General features: G+C 68.8%; 16 protein-coding genes. 6 read left to right on the top strand and 10 right to left on the bottom strand.

Annotated features, from left to right (window positions below; translation table 11 throughout):
* Positions 1 to 188: 188 nt before the first annotated feature.
* Positions 189 to 2348 (bottom strand): 1,4-alpha-glucan branching protein GlgB, encoded by a 2160-nt coding sequence (gene glgB / locus NS4_RS18890; RefSeq protein ID WP_063060839.1) that lies wholly within the window; start codon positions 2346 to 2348, stop codon positions 189 to 191.
* Between the two features lie 7 nt (positions 2349 to 2355).
* On the bottom strand, positions 2356 to 4359 hold the full coding sequence (locus NS4_RS18885; RefSeq protein ID WP_063060838.1) for an alpha-1,4-glucan--maltose-1-phosphate maltosyltransferase: 2004 nt from the start codon (positions 4357 to 4359) through the stop codon (positions 2356 to 2358).
* A gap of 226 nt (positions 4360 to 4585) precedes the next feature.
* Between NS4_RS18885 and glgP the strand changes: the two genes are divergently transcribed.
* The 3 genes from glgP (at position 4586) to NS4_RS18870 (ending at position 9407) form a co-directional block, all read left to right on the top strand.
* Entirely contained in the window at positions 4586 to 7126 is a 2541-nt protein-coding gene (glgP, locus tag NS4_RS18880; RefSeq protein ID WP_174552109.1) for an alpha-glucan family phosphorylase, read from the top strand.
* Between the two features lie 277 nt (positions 7127 to 7403).
* Positions 7404 to 8765 carry an NCS2 family permease gene (locus tag NS4_RS18875; protein WP_063060837.1) on the top strand — a complete coding sequence of 454 codons (1362 nt, stop codon included), beginning with the start codon at positions 7404 to 7406 and terminating at the stop codon, positions 8763 to 8765.
* Positions 8766 to 8864: 99 nt separating this feature from the next.
* Positions 8865 to 9407, top strand: coding sequence for a DoxX family protein (locus tag NS4_RS18870; RefSeq protein WP_063060836.1), 543 nt, complete (start codon positions 8865 to 8867; stop codon positions 9405 to 9407).
* 13 nt (positions 9408 to 9420) lie between these two features.
* On the opposite strand, the gene NS4_RS18865 is transcribed toward NS4_RS18870, so the two are convergent.
* On the bottom strand, positions 9421 to 11466 hold the full coding sequence (locus NS4_RS18865; protein ID WP_063060835.1) for an ATP-dependent DNA helicase: 2046 nt from the start codon (positions 11464 to 11466) through the stop codon (positions 9421 to 9423).
* A 121-nt stretch (positions 11467 to 11587) separates the two neighbouring features.
* Between NS4_RS18865 and NS4_RS18860 the strand changes: the two genes are divergently transcribed.
* The 3 genes from NS4_RS18860 (at position 11588) to NS4_RS18850 (ending at position 13412) form a co-directional block, all read left to right on the top strand.
* Positions 11588 to 12463: an oxidoreductase gene (locus NS4_RS18860; RefSeq protein WP_063060834.1), complete on the top strand. Its 876-nt coding sequence runs from the start codon at positions 11588 to 11590 to the stop codon at positions 12461 to 12463.
* Positions 12464 to 12537: 74 nt separating this feature from the next.
* A complete protein-coding gene (locus NS4_RS18855; RefSeq protein WP_063060833.1) occupies positions 12538 to 13047 on the top strand; it encodes a hypothetical protein in 510 nt (169 codons plus the stop codon).
* Positions 13048 to 13112: 65 nt separating this feature from the next.
* Positions 13113 to 13412 carry a DUF3817 domain-containing protein gene (locus NS4_RS18850; protein ID WP_245665535.1) on the top strand — a complete coding sequence of 100 codons (300 nt, stop codon included), beginning with the start codon at positions 13113 to 13115 and terminating at the stop codon, positions 13410 to 13412.
* Positions 13413 to 13428: 16 nt separating this feature from the next.
* Here NS4_RS18850 and rdgB read toward each other — a convergent pair whose 3' ends face one another.
* From rdgB to NS4_RS18815, 7 genes are all read right to left on the bottom strand, one after another.
* Positions 13429 to 14037, bottom strand: a complete 609-nt coding sequence (rdgB, locus tag NS4_RS18845; protein ID WP_063060831.1) for an RdgB/HAM1 family non-canonical purine NTP pyrophosphatase — start codon at positions 14035 to 14037, stop codon at positions 13429 to 13431.
* Entirely contained in the window at positions 14037 to 14810 is a 774-nt protein-coding gene (gene rph / locus NS4_RS18840) for a ribonuclease PH (RefSeq protein ID WP_063060830.1), read from the bottom strand. The genes rdgB and rph overlap by 1 nt, the downstream gene beginning before the upstream one ends.
* Before the next feature lie 43 nt (positions 14811 to 14853).
* Positions 14854 to 15618, bottom strand: coding sequence for a cyclic nucleotide-degrading phosphodiesterase (locus NS4_RS18835; protein ID WP_063060829.1), 765 nt, complete (start codon positions 15616 to 15618; stop codon positions 14854 to 14856).
* 69 nt (positions 15619 to 15687) lie between these two features.
* Positions 15688 to 16407 carry a rhomboid family intramembrane serine protease gene (locus NS4_RS18830; RefSeq protein ID WP_084487494.1) on the bottom strand — a complete coding sequence of 240 codons (720 nt, stop codon included), beginning with the start codon at positions 16405 to 16407 and terminating at the stop codon, positions 15688 to 15690.
* 71 nt (positions 16408 to 16478) lie between these two features.
* The gene (locus tag NS4_RS18825) at positions 16479 to 17441 is read right to left on the bottom strand and encodes a PLP-dependent cysteine synthase family protein (protein WP_063060828.1); all 963 of its coding nucleotides are present in this window, start codon (positions 17439 to 17441) and stop codon (positions 16479 to 16481) included.
* A gap of 4 nt (positions 17442 to 17445) precedes the next feature.
* Positions 17446 to 17724, bottom strand: a complete 279-nt coding sequence (locus NS4_RS18820; RefSeq protein ID WP_063060827.1) for a MoaD/ThiS family protein — start codon at positions 17722 to 17724, stop codon at positions 17446 to 17448.
* A gap of 48 nt (positions 17725 to 17772) precedes the next feature.
* Positions 17773 to 18195 (bottom strand): M67 family metallopeptidase, encoded by a 423-nt coding sequence (locus NS4_RS18815; RefSeq protein WP_063060826.1) that lies wholly within the window; start codon positions 18193 to 18195, stop codon positions 17773 to 17775.
* Positions 18196 to 18272 lie beyond the last annotated feature (77 nt).

The following is an 18272-nucleotide window of genomic DNA, read 5'->3' as shown; positions in this document are numbered from 1 at the left end:
GAGGCCTGAACGGCGGGACGGGCCTCGACCCTTTCAGGGCCTCGCGGAACTCGGCGCCGGCAGATGGCAGGCTATGGAGGCAACGCATGGGGCAGTGGGCACCAGCAAGATATCTCCGATCCTCGAGTGTGCTCCGGCCCTTGGGGAATCGATGCGCGCCGGCCGTCGCTCTTCGGTGGCGGTAGCGGCTATTCAGGGGCGGGGGTCAGCCAGATGACGCTGAGCGGGCCCAGCGTGAGCGCGGCCGAGGCGGGGCGGTCGTGGCGGCTCACCGGGTCGGCGTGGACCATGCCGAGGTTGCCCGAGCCGGTGCCGCCGTACTCGAGCGCATCGGTGTTCAGGATTTCTGCCCAGTGCCCCGCCGCGGGCAGGCCGATCCGGTAGTCGCGGTAGGTGGTGCCGGAGAAATTGCATATACAGGCGACCGTGCTGCCGTCGGCGCCGTGGCGCAGGAACGCCAGGACGTTGGAATCCCGGTCGTCGGCGGTGATCCAGGAGTGGCCGCCGGGGGTGGTGTCCTGGCTCCAGAGTGCGGGATGGTCGCGGTAGACACGGTTGAGGTCGGCGACCAGCAGCTGGATACCGCGGTGCAGCGGATTGTCGAGTTCGTGCCAGTCGAGACTGTGGTCGTGCCACCATTCGCGGTAGTGCCCGAACTCCTGGCCCATGAACAGCAGTTGCTTGCCCGGGTGGGCCCACATATAGGCGAGCAATGCGCGGACCCCGCCGGCTTTGGCGAACTCGTCGCCGGGCATCCGGGTCCACAGTGTGCCCTTGCCGTGCACGACCTCGTCGTGACTGATGGGCAGGACGTAGTTCTCGCTCCACGCGTACATGAGCGAGAAGGTGATCTCGTTGTGGTGCCAGGTGCGGTGCACGGGATCTCGGCCCAGATAGCCGAGTGTGTCGTGCATCCAGCCCATATTCCATTTCATGGAGAAACCGAGCCCGCCGACCTCGGTGGCGCGGGTGACGCCGGCCCAGGTGGTGGATTCCTCGGCGATGGTGACCACACCCGGATAGGAGGTGCGCAGACTGTCGTTGAGTTCGGTGAGGAAGGCGACGGCCTCCAGGTTCTCGCGGCCGCCGTGGACATTGGGTTCCCAGCCGCCGCTTGGCCGGGCGTAGTCGAGGTAGAGCATGGCCGCGACCGCGTCGACGCGCAGGCCGTCGATATGGAACTCCTCGACCCAGAACCGGGCGTTGGCGACCAGGAAGTTGCGCACTTCGGGCCGTCCGTAGTCGAACACGTAGGTGCCCCATTCGGGCTGTTCGCCGCGGCGCGGGTCCGGGTGCTCGTACAGGGGGGTGCCGTCGAAACGCGCCAGCGCCCAGGCGTCGCGCGGGAAATGCGCGGGAACCCAGTCGAGGATGACGCCGATACCGGCGGCGTGCATATGGTCGACGAAGGCGCGGAAGTCGTCCGGGCTGCCGAAGCGTGCGGTGGGGGCGTAGTACGAGCTGACCTGGTATCCCCAGGATCCGCCGAAGGGATGTTCGGCCACGGGGAGCAGTTCGACATGGGTGAAACCGAGCCCGCGTACGTATTCGCTGAGTTCGGTGGCGAGTTCGCGGTAGTCCAGTCCCGGCCGCCAGGATGCGAGATGCACTTCGAAGACACTGAACGGCGCACGCGCCGGATCGGTGTGGCTACGCGCGGTGAGCCAGTCCTGGTCGGTCCATCGGTGCTCCGTCGTGGTGACGACGGAGGCGGTGGCCGGTGGCACCTCGGTGGCGAACGCGACCGGGTCGGCGTGATCGGTGATCCGTCCGTCGGCCCCGCGCACCCGGTATTTGTAACGGTCGCCGGGCGCGGCGCCGGGTACGAAGACCTCCCACACTCCGGAGCTCCCGAGCGAGCGCATCGGCCAGGTACCGCCCTGCCAGCGGTCGAAATCGCCGAACACGGTGACGCCGCGGGCGTTCGGCGCCCAGACCGCGAAGGAGACACCGGCGACTTCACCGTCGAGCCCCCGATAGGTACGCGGATGCGCGCCCAGTACCTCCCACAGTCGTTCGTGCCGGCCCTCGCCGATGAGGTGCAGGTCCAGTTCGCCGAGGGTGGGCAGGAAGCGGTAGCCGTCGGCGGTCACGGTGGCCGGTCGATGGGGGTGCACGGTGACGATGCGGTAATCGAGGATCTCCGGATACGGCAGCACGGCGGTGAAGATTCCGTATCCCAGGGAGTCCAGCAGATGTTCGACCCCGCCGACCAGCACCGACACCGACTCCGCGGCGGGTCGCAACACCCGGACAGCGGTGCCGTCGGGGTGCGGGTGCGCGCCGAGCACCGTATGCGGGTCCGGATGGGTGCCCGCGGCGAGGAGTAGCAGGTCGCGGCGATCCATCACGGCGTCACCGGAACCCGCGCCGGTACGCCAGGGCGGCGCGGGCGTGATGGGGCACCGGAGGCAGCGCGATGATGTGGGCGACCGCGTGCGCGGGATCGAGCCGGATGTAGTTGGTCTGCGCCCAGTGGTACTGCTCGCCGCTGATCTCGTCGTGCACCACCGGATGGTCGTGCCATTCCCGGCCGACGGCGGGCAGGTCCAGCGACAGCATGCCCTGTTCGGCGGTGAAGGGATTCAGGTTCACCACCACGAGAACCGCGTCGCCGGTGGCCGGGTCTGTCTTCGAGTACGCGAGCAGGTTGTCGTTGTCGATATGGTGGAAGTGCAGGCAGCGCAGTTGCTGTAACGCCGGATGGCGGCGGCGGATCTCGTTGAGCCGGGTCAGCAGTGGTTCCAGGGATTCGCCCCGGGCGCGGGCCTCGGCGAACGGGCGCGGGCGCAGTTCGTACTTCTCCGAATCCAGATACTCCTCGCTACCCGGGCGCACCGCCCGGTGCTCGTACAGTTCGTAACCCGAGTACACCCCCCAGCTGGGGCCCAGGGTCGCGGCCAGGACCGCGCGAATCGCGAACATTCCCGGACCGCCGTGCTGCAGGCTCTCGTGCAGGATGTCGGGCGTGTTGACGAAGAGGTTGGGCCGTGCTTCGTCGGCTTTGGCGGCGAGTTCCGAACCGAATTCGGTGAGTTCGTGTTTGTGCGTGCGCCAGGTGAAGTAGGTGTAGGACTGACTGAAACCGCGTCGGGCCAGACCGTAGAGCCGCGCGGGATAGGTGAACGCCTCGGACAGGAAGATCACGTCCGGATCGGTGCGGCGCACCGTGGCGAGCAGCCACTCCCAGAAATCGGCCGGTTTCGTGTGCGGGTTGTCGACCCGGAAGATCTTCACACCCAACCCGATCCAGTACCGCACCACCCGCAGGATCTCGGCGTACAGGCCGTCCGGGTCGTGGTCGAAATCGAGCGGATAGATGTCCTGGTACTTCTTGGGCGGGTTCTCGGCGTAGGCGATGGTGCCGTCGGGCAGCGTGGTGAACCATTCAGGATGCGCGCTCACCCACGGATGGTCGGGCGCGCACTGCAGGGCCAGGTCCAGCGCGACCTCGAGGCCGAGCTCCGTCGCGGTGTGGACGAAGGCGGTGAAATCGGCCTCGGTACCCAGTTGCGGGTGGAACGCATCGTGACCGCCCTCGGCCGAACCGATCGCCCATGGTGAGCCGACATCGTCGGGGCCGGCGGTGAGCGCGTTGTTACGGCCTTTGCGGTTCACCGCGCCGATGGGGTGGATCGGCGGCAGGTAGACCACATCGAACCCCATCGACGCGATCCGGGGTAGTTCGTTCGCGGCGGTCGCGAAGGTGCCGTGCACCGGGGACCCGTCGGCGTCGCGCCCGCCGGTCGAGCGGGGGAAGAACTCGTACCAGGACCCGGTGCGGGCCCGCGGGCGCTCCACCAGCACCGAGAATTGCGGCCCGCGCGTGAGCAACTCCCGTAGCGGCGTCCGCCGCAGGATCTCGGTGACCTCGTCGGTGAATGCCGGAGCCACCCGCGCCGGGAGCGGATCGGTGCCGCGGAGCGCGGCCGCGGCGGCCCGCAGCCGCTCGAACTCCTGCTTCGGCACCGCCTGCGCCGCCCGGTCCAGCAGCCGGGCGCCGATCTCCAGATCGTTGTCCAGATCCGCCGCGCTCTGCCCGACCGCCAGTTTCACCTCCACCGCCGACCGCCAGGTCGCGATGGAATCCGCCCAGCCCTCGACCCGGAAATGCCACATCCCGGGCGCTGTCGGCGTGAAGACACCGTTGAAGACATCGGGTTCGTAGTCGGGGGTCATCGGGACCCGTATCGACCGCGACGAGCCCGGCGCCCGCACCGCCAGGGTGGCGCCCACCGCGCCGTGACCGTCCCGCCACACCACGGCCCGCACCGGGAAGACCTCCCCGACCACGGCCTTCGCCGGGTAGCCGCCGGGGACGTGCGGGGCGGTGTCATCGATGGCGATGCGGCCGGTCATCCTCCCCACGTTATTGGCAACGACACCGGTAGCGGAAACCGGCGCGAATGAACTCGGCGGAGTGCCTCTCCTACCTTCTCTGGGCGGTCCACCTCCATGGTCGGGGCCCGCCCCCGGCTCTGGAGCGACAGCGCGGCGACTCCAGCGGCGGAGTGAACAACCGGCGTCACAGGGCCCCGGCCTGCGCGCCGAAGGCGCGCAGATATCCACAGCTAAGCTCGGGCGGATGAAGGCACTGCGTCGGTTCACCGTCCGCGCCCACCTGCCGGAGCGGCTGGCCGCGCTGGACGGGCTCTCCACCAATCTGCGCTGGTCGTGGCACGGTCCGACCCAGGATGTGTTCGCCGCGATGGATCCGCGCCGGTGGACCGAGACCGGGCACGACCCGGTCCGGATGCTGGGGGAGGTGCCGCCGCAGCGGTTGGACCAACTCGCCGGCGACGCGGAATTCTGTGCGCGGGTGGACGCGGCGGCCGCGGATTTGCGGGCATATCTGGATCGCCCGGCCCCGGATGCGGGGGTGCGGGGGATCGCCTACTTCTCGATGGAGTTCGGGGTGACCGAGGCGCTGCCCATCTATTCGGGTGGGCTCGGCATCCTGGCCGGGGACCATCTGAAGGCGGCATCGGATCTGGGGTTGCCGCTGATCGGGGTGGGGCTGCTGTACGGGGCCGGGTATTTCCGGCAGTCGCTGACCGCCGACGGCCGGCAGGCCGAGCGGTATCCGGCGCTGGATCCGCAAGGGCTGCCGTTGCGGTTGTTGACCGCCGACGGCGCGCCGGTGCTGGTGCACGTGGCGATGCCGGACCGGCGCGTGCTGACGGCGCGGGTATGGATCGCGCAGGTGGGGCGGGTGCCGCTGCTGCTGCTCGACTCCGATATCGCGGCCAACGATCCGCAGCTGCGGTCGGTGACCGACCGGCTCTACGGTGGCGACCAAGGACACCGGATCGAACAGGAGATCCTCGCCGGCATCGGCGGAGTCCGGGCGGTCCGGGCCTACACCGCGGCAGCCGGTCTCCCGGACCCTGAGGTCTTCCATATGAACGAGGGGCACGCGGGTTTCCTGGGGCTGGAGCGGATCCGGGAGTATCTGGCCGCGGGCCACGATTTCGATACCGCGCTGGCGGCGGTGCGCGCGGGGACCGTGTTCACCACCCATACGCCGGTGCCGGCCGGGATCGACCGGTTTCCGGTATCGCTGGTACACCGGTATTTCGGCGGGTCGTCCGGGGAATCGGAATCGCCGCTGCTGCCCGGGATCACGGTGGACCGGATCATCGCGCTGGGCCGGGAGGACGATCCCGCGGTATTCAACATGGCCCATATGGGTTTGCGGCTGGCGCAGCGCGCGAACGGGGTCTCCCGCCTGCACGGCGCGGTGAGCCGGAGCATGTTCGACTCGCTGTGGCCCGGTTTCGATGCCGCCGAAGTGCCGATCGGTTCGGTGACCAATGGTGTGCACGCACCCACCTGGGCCGCCCGGGAATGGGGGGAGGGGCTCGATACCGGCGACGGTCCCCGGATCCGGGAGGCGCTGGAGGAGCCGTCGCCGGAGCGGCTCTGGGAGATCCGCGGGACGCTGCGCGCGAAGCTGGTGCGGGAGGTGCGGCGGCGGTTGCGCGAGTCGTGGCGGCAGCGGGGAGCGGCGGATGCCGAACTGTCGTGGGTGGATTCGGTATTCGACCCCGAGGTGCTGACCATCGGCTTCGCCCGCCGGGTTCCGACCTACAAGCGGCTGACCCTGATGTTGCGCGATCCGCGGCGATTGCGGGATCTGCTGCTGGATCCCGACCGGCCGGTGCAGTTGGTGGTGGCGGGTAAGAGCCATCCCGCGGACGAGGGCGGTAAGGCGCTGATCCAGCAGGTGGTGCGGTTCGCCGACGATTCGGCGGTGCGCCACCGGATCGTGTTCCTGCCCGACTACGACATGTCGATGGCCCGGTACCTGTACTGGGGTTGTGATGTGTGGTTGAACAATCCGCTGCGGCCGCTGGAGGCGTGCGGTACGTCCGGGATGAAATCGGCGCTCAATGGTGGGTTGAACCTGTCGATTCGGGACGGCTGGTGGGACGAGATGTTCGACGGCGAGAACGGGTGGGCGATCCCGACAGCCGACGGCGTGTCCGACGACGAGCGTCGCGACGATCTGGAGGCGAACGCACTCTACGAGCTGATGGAGCGGACGGTGGCGCCGCGCTTCTACGAGCGTGACGGGTCCGGTGTTCCGGGCCGCTGGGTCGAGATGGTGCGCCACACGCTGCGCGTTCTCGGACCGGTTGTGCTCGCGGACCGGATGGTGCGCGAGTACACCGAGCGGTACTACGTGCCGGCCGCCGCGGCGTCCCGGCGAGTCACCGCAGAGGACCTGCGGGGTGCCCGGGAGATCGCCGACTACCGCAGGCGGCTGGACAACGCGTGGCCGCGTGTTCGGGTGGTGCAGGTGGATGCGGCCGGTCTTGCGGACACCCCCGTGATCGGGACGCCGCTGTCGTTGACCGCGCGGGTGGACCTCGGTGGTCTCGAACCCGGCGAGGTGACGGTCCAGGCCGTGCTGGGACGGGTCTCGCCGGACGACGAGCTGACCGACACCAGTACCGTCGCGATGTCATGCACCGGAGTGGAGTCCGCCGAATCCCCGCTCACGATCTTCGGCGTCGAGACTCCGCTACCGCGCTCGGGCGCTGTCGGCTACACGGTCCGGGTGCTGCCGGCACACGATCTGCTGGCCACACCCGCGGAGCTGGGCCGAGTGGTCAACGCCTGACCGACGGCGCCGGGGTCACATGCGTCGGGGTGGGTGGCGACTTCGGTTCGAACAGGGATCGGATACCGTTCCACACTGGCGCTGCCGGGCGCCGGACCTCCCGCTGTGTACTGCGCTCACCGGTAGGGGGCATACGAGGCTGTCGCCTCTTCCGGTTCGGTTCGGTGCGTACGCGCCGGGTGTCGGCCGGAGCGGTGCCCGGCGAGTTCCTGCCGGACTCCGGTCCGCTCCCCGCCCGCGCTCGGGCGGGTGTCTTGTCCAGCCGACTGGAGGTCTGATGGCCACCGATCTTCTGACCCGGACCCGCGGGCGGATCGATACCTATTTCGCTGTCGGGGTGCACGGGTCGACCATGCGCCGCGAGCTCATGGCGGGCACGGTGACATTCCTTGCCATGTGCTACGTGCTGGCGGTCAACCCGTCGATCCTCGGTGATCAGGGCGCGCTGGGCGAGCAGGGGATCCCGGCCCAGGCCGTGTTCACCGCGACCGCGGTCTCGGCGGTGGCCGGGTCCTTGGTCATGGGATTGTGGGCCCGGTACCCGATCGCGCTGGCGCCGGGGATGGGCCTGAACGCGTTCTTCGCGTTCTCGGTGGTGCTGGGTATGGGCATTCCGTGGCAGGTCGCGCTGTCGGGCACATTCCTGTCAGGGGTGATCTTCTTCGTGCTCGCGGTGACCAGGATCCGGGAGAAGATCCTGAACGCGATCCCGTTGCAGCTGAAGCTCGCGGTCGCGGCCGGTGTCGGCGTGTTCGTGGCGTTTCTCGGGTTCAAGAACGCGGGCATCGTGGTCGACAGTGATTCGACGCTGGTAAAACTCGGCGATTTCACCCAGGGCACCACGGTGCTGGCACTGTTCGGCCTGGTGGTCACGGTGATCTTCCTGGTCCGCGGCTGGCACGGGGCGGTGCTGTACGGCATCGTGCTGACGGCGGTGGTCGGGATGGTCGCCGGTCTGGTGGATGTGCCCGACGGTGTCGCGGCTCTGCCCCGGGGGCTGGACCAGACCTTCGGGCAGGCGATCGTCCATTTGCCCGACGCGTTCACCGCGCAGATGGCCGTGGTGGTGCTGACCATGCTGTTCGTCGATTTCTTCGACGCATCGGGCACGCTCATCGGGGTCGCCAACCAGGCGGGCCTGCTGAACAGCAAGGGAGAGCTGCCACGGGCCGCGAGCGCACTGTCGGCCGACGCGGTGGGCACCATGGCCGGGGCGGTGATCGGCACCTCCACGACCACGGCGTATGTGGAATCGACAGCCGGTGTGTCCGCGGGCGGTAGGACCGGACTGACCGCGGTGGCGACGGCCGCCTGGTTCGCGGTGGCGATGTTCTGCTACCCGATCTTCTCGGTGGTGGCGGCGTCGGGGGCGGTGACCGCGGCCGCGCTGATCGTGGTCGGGGTGCTCATGGCCCGGTCGCTGGGGGAGATCGACTGGACCCGGCTGGAGTTCGCGGTACCGGCGTTCATCACCATCGTGATGATGCCGTTGACGTATTCCATCGCGAACGGACTGGCCATGGGAATGATCTTCTACCCGGTGGTGATGGTGGCCCGCGGCCGATTCCGCGAGGTGCATCCGGTGATGTGGGTGCTGACCCTGATCTTCCTCGCATATTTCTTCTTCCTGGCGGAATAGCCTGTGAGGGGGCCGGGCCGGCAACCGATAACCTTGACAAGAGGACCTCGGTCCGTTTGTTTCCGTGGCTAACTATCCGGATAGCTTGGAGGGGTTCATATGACAGTCGAGTCGACGTTGGACCGCACCGCGGTACCGGCGACCCGAGACCGATCTCTGTCCACCGATATCGGCCTCCTGATTCTGCGGCTGGTCTTCGGTCTGCTCATCGCCGCACACGGCAGCCAGAAACTTTTCGGATGGTTCGACGGTCCGGGTCTGAGCGCCAATAATTCCGCTTTCGAGCAGATGGGCTTCAACCCGGGCAGCTTCTTCGGCACGCTGGCCGGGCTCAGTGAATTCACGGGCGGGCTGCTGCTGGCGCTCGGCGCGTTGTCTCTGCTGGGCGCGGCCATCGTACTGGGCACCACCATCGTCATCATCCATACGACCTTCGATGGCGGGCTGCTCACCGGCAAGGGTTATGAGACCGGCCTGCTCTACGCCACGGCGGCGGCGGCCCTGGCGTTCACCGGCCCGGGCCGTTTCTCGGTGGACGGCCGCCGCCGGTGGGCGCGCGGAGGCCTGGTGTGGGGACTGACCGCGGTGGTGGTCGCCGTGGTCGCCGCGGTGCTCACCCTGATCTTCAAAGCGGCGCTGTAGACCTCGGACCGGATCAGACCGTCGCGGCGGCGGAGAGCCGGCGTAGTGCCTTCTCCACTACGGCCGGGTCGGCCGTCTCCCAGTACGGGGGCAGGGAGGCGCGCAGGAAACCGCCGTAGCGTGCGGTGGCCAGCCGGGGATCGAGGATGGCCACGACGCCGCGGTCGTCGACGCTGCGCAGCAACCGCCCGGTGCCCTGGGCCAGCAGCAGGGCCGCGTGGCTCGCGGCGACGGTGAGGAAACCGTTGCCGCCGCGCGATTCCACGGCGCGCTGCCGGGCCGCCAGCAGGGGATCGTCGGGCCTGGGGAAGGGGATACGGTCCAAGATCACCAGACTCAGCGAGGGACCGGGCACGTCGACGCCCTGCCAGAGCGAGAGGGTGCCGAACAGCGAAGTCTCCGGGTCGTCGGCGAATTTGCGCACCAGGGCGCCGGTGGAATCCTCGCCCTGGCACAGGATCGGGGTGTCCAGGCGTTTGCGCAGCACCTCGGTGGCCGCCTTCGCCGCCCGCATGGACGAAAAGAGTCCCAGGGTGCGTCCGCCCGCGGCGCCCACCAGCCGCTCGATCTCGTCGAGATAGGCGGGGGGCAGGCCGTCGCGGCCCGGGGCCGGCAGATGTTTGGCGACGTAAAGAATCCCGGATCTGGCGTGGTCGAACGGCGAACCGACGTCGAGCGAGGTCCAGCGCACGGTGTCGGCGTCGCTCGGTGCCTCGGCGCTGTTGGCCGTCGCCGGATCGACGCGGCTGTTCGATTGCGGCGGCAGACCCCAGGTGCGGGCCAGACCGTCGAAGTTTCCGCCGATCTGCAGCGTAGCCGAGGTGAGGACGACCGTCGCGGCGCCGAACAGTTGACTGCGCAACAGCCCGCCCACGGCCAGCGGGGCCATGCGCAGGGTCCGCCGGGTGACGCCGCGGATCTCGTCGGCCGACAGCCACACCACATCGCGGCGGACCGCCGGGTCCGGTTCGTCGAAGGCGGTGAGCGCGCGGACCGCGCTGTCGTGGATCTCCTCCACCCCCGCGATGGCCATATTGCGGCCGGCGGCGGTCTCGGGGTCGTTGCCGGGCCCGGAGCCCTGCGGATTGAGCGCGGTGCGGGCATTCCAGGCGGCGTCCCGCACGAGCGCCAGCACCCCGGCGACGCCCTCGGGCAGCGTGTCCCAGCGGGTTGGCGGCAGCTCGTCGAGCGCGGTGTGCCAGGCCTCGGCGGCCTCCTCCAGCCGGTCGACCTCCCGTTCGTCGATGAGTTTCGCGCAGCGCCGGGCCGCGGTGCTGATGGCGGTGGCGGACAACTCGGCGGTCGCGATCCCCGTGACCCGGTCGACGAGTTCGTGCGCCTCGTCGACCACCACGAGATCGTGTTCGGGCAGTACCTGCACACCGCTGATGGCGTCGATGGCCAGCAGCGCGTGATTGGTGACGACGATATCGGCCTGCGCCGATTCCGCCCGGGCCCGCTCGGCGAAACAGTCCTGCCCGAACGGGCAGCGTGATTTGCCCAGGCATTCGCGCGCGGACACGCTCACCTGCCGCCAGGCACGGTCGCCGACGCCCGGGGTGAGTTCGTCGCGATCGCCGGTCTCGGTATCGGAGGCCCATTCGTTGAGCCGTTTCACTTCGCGGCCGAGCCGCGAGACCGCGAACGCGTCGAACAGTTCGGCCTCGGCGGGCTCTTCCGGGACGGCGCTGTTGATCTTGTTCAGGCACAGGTAGTTGTTGCGGCCCTTGAGGATCGCGAACTCCGGCGTGCGGCCCAGCGGTTTCGTCAGCGCCTGGGCGAGGCGGGGGAGATCGCGGTCCACCAGCTGGCGCTGGAGCGCGATGGTCGCGGTGGAGATCACCACCGTGCGCCCGGTACGCACCGCGTATCGCAGGCTGGGCACCAGATAGGCGAGTGATTTCCCGGTGCCCGTTCCCGCCTGGACGGCCAGATGCTCTTTGTTCTCGATGGCGTTGTCCACCGCCGCGGCCATGGTCATCTGACCGGGCCGTTCCTTACCGCCGAGTGCGGTCACAGCGGTCGCCAGCAGCTCGGAAACGGGCGGGAGTTCGGGCACTCGGGCAGCCTACTGCGCCGCACCGACAGCCGTGCGCTCAGCCGCGGCCCGGCTTGTCCTGCCCGCTCGACAGGTGTGTGCCGCACTTCCCAGTCATCTTACTCGGAAGTAAGGTCGGACCATGGCGTGGAAACCTGATCAGATAGCCGACCAGCGCGGACGCACATTCGTCGTCACCGGCGCCAACGGCGGACTCGGAGCCGAGACCACAAAAGTACTCGCCGGCAAAGGAGCCACCGTCGTGATGGCCTGCCGAAACACCGAGAAAGCACAGGAGGTCGCCGATGCCATCGGCGGCGACCTCCTGGTCCGCCGGCTGGACCTGGCCGACCTGTCCTCGGTCCGGGAATTCGCCGAGCAGACCGAGGAATTCGATGTGCTCGTCAACAATGCCGGCCTGATGAACGTACCGTTCTCGCGGACCGTGGACGGTTTCGAAACTCAGTTCGGGGTGAACCATCTCGGCCATTTCGCGCTGACCGGGTTGCTACTGGACCGGATGCGCGACCGGGTCGTGACCCTGGCCAGTATCGCCCACAAGCAGACCCCCAAGTTCTGGGTCGACGACCTGAACTACGAGAACCGCCGCTACCAGCGCAACCTCGCCTACGCCCAGGCCAAACTGTCGAACCTGATGTTCGCGCGCGAACTCCAGCGCCGGCTGGCGGCGTCCGGCTCGGCCAAACGTTCCTACGGGGTGCACCCGGGGGTATCGGCCACCGAACTGTTCACCCGCACCGAAACGCCGCTGGACTGGGTCAGCAAACCGGTGATCCGGCTGGTCGGGCACGCGCCGGCGAAGGCGGCGCATTCGACGCTGTTCGCGGCCACCACACCCGACGCCGATCCCGATACGTATTGGGGCCCGACCCGGTTGTTCCAGTCCCAGGGCCCGGTGGAGGCGTCCCCGTCCACCCGCCTGTCCAAGAACACCGACCTGTGGCAGCGCCTGTGGGCGGAGTCCGAACGTCTCACCGGGGTCGTCTACAAGTTCTGACCGGCGGCGATACCGGCTGCCGCGATACCCACCTCACACTACGGTCCGTGTAGTAGACGGGTACCGTGGTAGCCGTGTCCGCAACACCTCGCCGCACCGTGCACCGCCCGGCCCTGGTCCTGCTGGTGGTCGTGCTGGCACTGGCAGCGCTGGCCCTCGGCTGGTGGCAGTGGGAGCGGTTCTCTTCGGCGAGCGGCACCGCGCAGAACCTCGGGTACGCGCTGCAGTGGCCGCTGTTCGCCGGGTTCGCGTTGTTCGCCTACTTCCGCTTCGTGCGGCTGGAAACAGAGACCGCCGGTACCGAACCGTCCGGGGTGAGCGCCGAACCGGGCGCGAACACGCCGGACACCGAATCCGGCCCCTCGAACACCCGCACCGGCCTGTTCGCCGGCCGGCGCGGTGTCCCGGCGGCCGGTCCGCGGGAGATCCCGGCCGGTTTCCTGCCCGAACGCCCGCGAGCCGCCCGCGACGACGATCCGGTGCTCGCCGAATACAACAGCTACCTGGCCCGTTTGAACGCCGCCGACGGCGCCGCGGGCAGCACCGCGGGCCCGGCCCGCGAAACCGAGAGGAGCGCGGGTTGACCGCGAGCGAAAACGCCACCACCACACCCGAGGCCGGCGCCGCCGCGCCGACCGGCGACCGGCGGATCGCGGGCGCGCTACTGCGCTATCGCGTCCTGGCCTGGGTCACCGGTCTGTGGCTGCTGTTCCTCACCGCCGAGATGATCGCCAAATACGGCTTCGGTGTGGATACGCCCAGTTGGATCGCGGTGGTACACGGCTGGGCGTATTTCATCTACCTGATCCTCACCGCGGATCTTGCGGTCAAGGTGCGCTGGCCGATCAAACGCACCGTCGGCACGCTGCTCGCGGGTACGATCCCGCTGCTGTCGTTCTTCGTCGAGCACCGCAACACCCAGCAGGTCAAGCGCGACTTCGGGGTCTGACCACCCGGCGCGGGACTCAGCCCGCCAGCGCGGCGAGCGCCGGCAGGAGCTGAGCCAGCGCGCGGCCACGATGAGACGCCCCGTCCTTCTGCGCCGGGGTGAGCTGGGCGGCGCTGAGTTCGCCGCCGTCGGGATGGAACAGCGGGTCGTAACCGAACCCACCGTCGCCCTGCGGCTCCCGCGCGATGGTGCCCGGCCATTCGCCGCGCACCACGATCTCCGCGCCCGCCGGGATCACCAGCGCGCACGCGGAGACGAAACTCGCGCCGCGGCGTTCATCGGGTGTATCGGACAATTGCGCCAGCAACAGCGCGTTGTTCGCGGCATCGTCACCGTGTCGGCCCGACCAGCGCGCCGACAGCACTCCGGGCATACCGTTGAGCGCATCCACCGCGATACCGGAATCGTCGGCGATACAGGGCAACCGCGTGGCGCGGGCGCCGTCGCGTGCCTTGGCCAGCGCGTTCTCCTCGAAGGTCGCCCCCGTCTCCGGAGCTTCCGGATACTCCGGCACATCGTCGAGGCCCACGATCTCCAGACCCTCGATTCCGGCCTCGTGGAGGATGCGGCGCAGTTCGGTCAATTTCTTGGCGTTGCGACTGGCGAGCAGGACCCGACGCGTCATCACTTCTTCTTCGGGTTCTCGGTGGCCGTCGGCAGTACGCCCGGATAGGGCAGGGCCAGCGCTTCCTTCTGGACGGCGAACAGCTGTTCGCACCCGGCCAGCGCCGAATCGAGCAGTTTGTCGAGAGTGGACCGCGGGAAGGTCGCACCCTCACCGGTGCCCTGGATCTCCACCAGGGTGCCGGTATCGGTGGCGACCACGTTCATATCGACCTCGGCCCGCGAATCCTCCTCGTAGGGGAGGTCGAGCCGGACCCGTCCGTCCACCACACCGACACTCACCGCGGCGATGGCGCAGGAGATGGGTTGCGGATCCGCCAGCGCCCCGGCCGCCCCCAGATAGGTGATCGCGTCCGCGAGCGCCACATAGGCGCCGGTGATCGCGGCGGTCCGGGTGCCGCCGTCGGCCTGCAGCACATCACAGTCGACGGCGATGGTGTTCTCCCCGATGGCGGCGAGGTCGATACAGGCCCGCAGGGAGCGGCCGACCAGCCGGCTGATCTCCTGGGTGCGCCCGCCGACCTTCCCCTTGACCGATTCCCGGCCGCTGCGGGTGTGGGTGGCGGCCGGCAGCATCGCGTATTCGGCGGTGAGCCAGCCCAGACCCGAGTCACGTCGCCACGGCGGCACCCCCTCGGTGACGCTCGCCGTGCACATCACCCGGGTCTGCCCGAACTCCACCAGCACCGAACCCGCCGGGTGCGTGGTGAAACCTCGAGTTATCCGTACCTCGCGGAGTTCGTCGTCCGCCCTGCCATCGGCTCGTCTCGACACGGGCTCAGCGTAGTGGGGTACCCGTGCCGGGACATGCCTGGGTCTACAGGTCGAAGGACTCGCCGGGGGTGACCGCGTGCACGGGCCCGGTGAACTCGGCCTTGGCCTCGGCGATGACGTCTTCGCGGGAGGTCCACGGCGGAATATGGGTGAGCAGGAGTTCGCCGACCCCCGCCTCGGCGGCGATACGGCCGGCTTCGGTGCCCGAAAGGTGAACACCCGCCGGGCGATTGGCGGGGTCATGGGTCCAGGACGCCTCCGCCAGCAGGACATCGGCGCCCCGGGCGAGTTCCTGGACCGCCGGGCAGACCGCGGTATCGCCGGTGTAGACGAAGGTACGGCCGGCGGCGGTGGTGATCCGCAGACCGTAGGACTCCGGCGGGTGGAACATCCGCCGGGCGGTGAGGGTGTGCCCGGGACCGAACTCCACCGTCTCGTCCTCTTTCCACGGGCGGAAATCGATCACATCGGACCAGTCGTCGCATTCCCCGCCGATCTCGGCCGAGGCATTACCGATCCGCAGCGGGGCGTCCGAGGGACCGCGGACGATCGCTCGCCCGGCGGGGGGTGCCGGATGGTAGCGCCGCCACACCAGCAGCCCGGGAAGGTCGAGGCAGTGATCGGCGTGCAGATGGGTGAGGAAGATCGACACCTCGCCCGGATCGGCGAATCGCTGCAGCGCACCGAGGATGCCCGGTCCGAAATCGATGACCACCGGCGACATATCCGGACCGGTGAGCAGATAACCCGACGCGGGGGAATCCGGGCCGGACACACTGCCCGAGCACCCGAGGACGGTGAGGCGCATGTCACCATGCTGCCACGAGGTTTCCCGATTCAAGACCGCATCCCCCGAAAATACTGGCCGCACCCACGGTCACCGGGGTGAGGCGAGTGACCCGGTGTGGAGTTGACGACGGTGTCGACGTTCATCACTGGAGAGTACCCACCCGGCGAACAGTCCACCCATAGCGCCGAAAAGGTGTCCCTGCCAGGAGATTCCGTCTTGACCGGGTAGGACGCCCCACAGCAGTGAACCATAGAGGACCAGGACCACCAGGCCCAGTACGATCTGCCCGAGCTGCCGGGCGAACCAGCCGCGGCAGATGAGATAGATGAGCCAGCCGAAGACCAGCGAGGACGCGCCGACGTGCACGGTGTTCTCGCCACCGGTCAGCCAGGTGCCCACACCGGCGACGAGCCAGACGATCGCGGTGGCGGCCAGTCCGCGGCGAATGCCGGTGGCCAGGGTGAGGAAACCGAGAATCAGCACGGGCAGGGAGTTGCCGATCAGATGGTCCCAGCCGTGGTGCAGCAGGGGCGCGAAGGCGATCCCGTCCAGGCCGTCGACCTCGCGAGGTTCGATGCCCAGCGTCCGATCGATGGACGAGTCGATCACCGCGTCGACGAACTCGATCAGGTACAGCACCACCAGGAACGCAACGGTCAGGATCCCGGCCCGCGACCAGGTGCGACGGGTGGTGGCGAACCCGCCCGAACCCGAGCCGCCGGGAACCGGTCCACCGCCCGGCGGGGGCCGGAGTGCGGCGATACGGTCGGGGTCGAACGAAGCGCCCAGCGGCCCACCACCGGTCATGACGATCTCCTCCTCGTCACGCGCCACAGGTACCGGCGCGTCGCTTCCGAGGGTACCGAGCCGGCGCGGTCTCAAGCCCAGAGCTGGCCGTCGAGGCGTTCCTCGGCTTCTTCGAGGGTGCCGTCGTAGGCGCCGGTGGACAGATATTTCCAGCCGCCGTCGGCCACCACGAAAGCGATATCGGCGCGGCGGCCCGCGGCGACCACCTTACGGGCGACCCCGAGTGCGGCGTGCAGGATGGCGCCGGTGGAGATACCGGCGAAGATGCCCTCTTCGAGCACCAATTCGCGGGTGCGGCGCACGGCGTCGTAGGGGCCCACGGAGAACCGGCTGGTGAGTACCGATTCGTCGTACAGCTCGGGGATGAAGCCCTCGTCGATGTTGCGCAGACCGTAGACCAGTTCGCCGTAGCGTGGTTCGGCCGCGACGATCTCGATGTTCGGGACCTTCTCGCGCAGGAACCGCCCGGTTCCCATCAAGGTGCCGGTGGTGCCCAGACCGGCGACGAAATGGGTGATCTCGGGCAGATCGGCGAGAATCTCCGGGCCGGTGGTCTCGTAATGCGCGAGCGCGTTGGCGGGGTTGCCGTACTGGTAGAGCATCACCCAGGCCGGGTTCGCGGCGGCGATCTCCTTGGCGCGGGCCACCGCCTGGTTCGAACCGCCCGCCGCCGGCGAGTCGATGATCTCGGCACCGAACATGGTGAGCAGTTGCCGGCGCTCCACCGAGGTGTTCTCCGGCATCACACACACCAGGCGGTATCCCTTGAGTTTCGCCGCCATGGCCAGCGAGATCCCGGTGTTGCCGCTGGTGGGTTCCAGGATGGTGCAGCCCGGGGTCAGCCGGCCGTCGGCCTCGGCCTGCTCGATCATGCGCAGCGCGGGACGATCCTTGATGGACCCGGTGGGGTTGCGGTCCTCGAGCTTGGCCCACAGCCGTACCGGCTGCTCGCCCTCCCACTGCGGGGACAGAGTGCGCAGACCGACCAGCGGGGTGTTCCCGAGGGTCGCGATCAGTGACTCGTAGCGTGCCACGGAATTATCGGGCCCCGCCCGCGACGGCCGGCAGGATCGTCACGGTCGAGCCCTCGCCCACGGCGGTCTCCAGGCCGCCGGAGAACCGCACGTCCTCGTCGTCGACATAGATGTTGACGTACCGGTTCAGCTTGCCCTCCTTGAGCAGCCGCTCGGCCAGCCCCGGGTGGTTGGCCTCGAGGTTGTCGATCACCGCGGCGAGTGTGGACCCCTCGGCCGCGACGCGCTTCTCGCCTCCGGTGTGGGTACGCATGATGGTCGGGATGGACACGGTGACCGGCATGGTGCTGCTCCTCGCTTGTACTCGGTCGTGGATCGGAAAATGTGGCGGTCAGACGGTTTCGTAGGCGTCGACGATCTGTACCGGCTCCTCGGTGACCTCGCCGTCGACGATCCGGTAACTGCGCAGCTCGTGCCGCCTGGCGTCGCGGGTGGAGATCAGCACGTAGTGGGCACCGGGCTCGGAGGCGTAGGAGATATCGGTACGACTGGGATAGGCCTCGGTGGCGGTGTGGGAGTGGTAGATCACCACCGGCTCCTCGTCGGCGTCGTCCATGGCCCGCCAGACCTTCAGCTGTTCGCCGGAATCGAAACGGTAGAAAGTGGGCGACCGCTCCGCGTTCATCATGGCCACGAAGCGCTCGGGCCGGTCGGACCCCTCGGGTCCCGCGATGATGCCGCAGGCCTCGTCGGGATGGTCGGCGCGCGCGTGCGCGACCATCGCATCCACCAGGTCGGCCCTGATCACGAGCACAATCGAACCCTTCCACCTCTTGTCACGGCCATCGCCGACCGGTCACAGCCGACAACCGCCGAGGATATTCGGGTATT

Origin of the sequence: Nocardia sienata NBRC 100364, from assembly GCF_001613205.1 — a bacterium.
Taxonomy (GTDB): Bacteria; Actinomycetota; Actinomycetes; order Mycobacteriales; family Mycobacteriaceae; genus Nocardia; species Nocardia sienata.
Note: the sequence above shows the minus strand (reverse complement) of the source record. Positions and strands in the feature narration are given on the sequence as shown.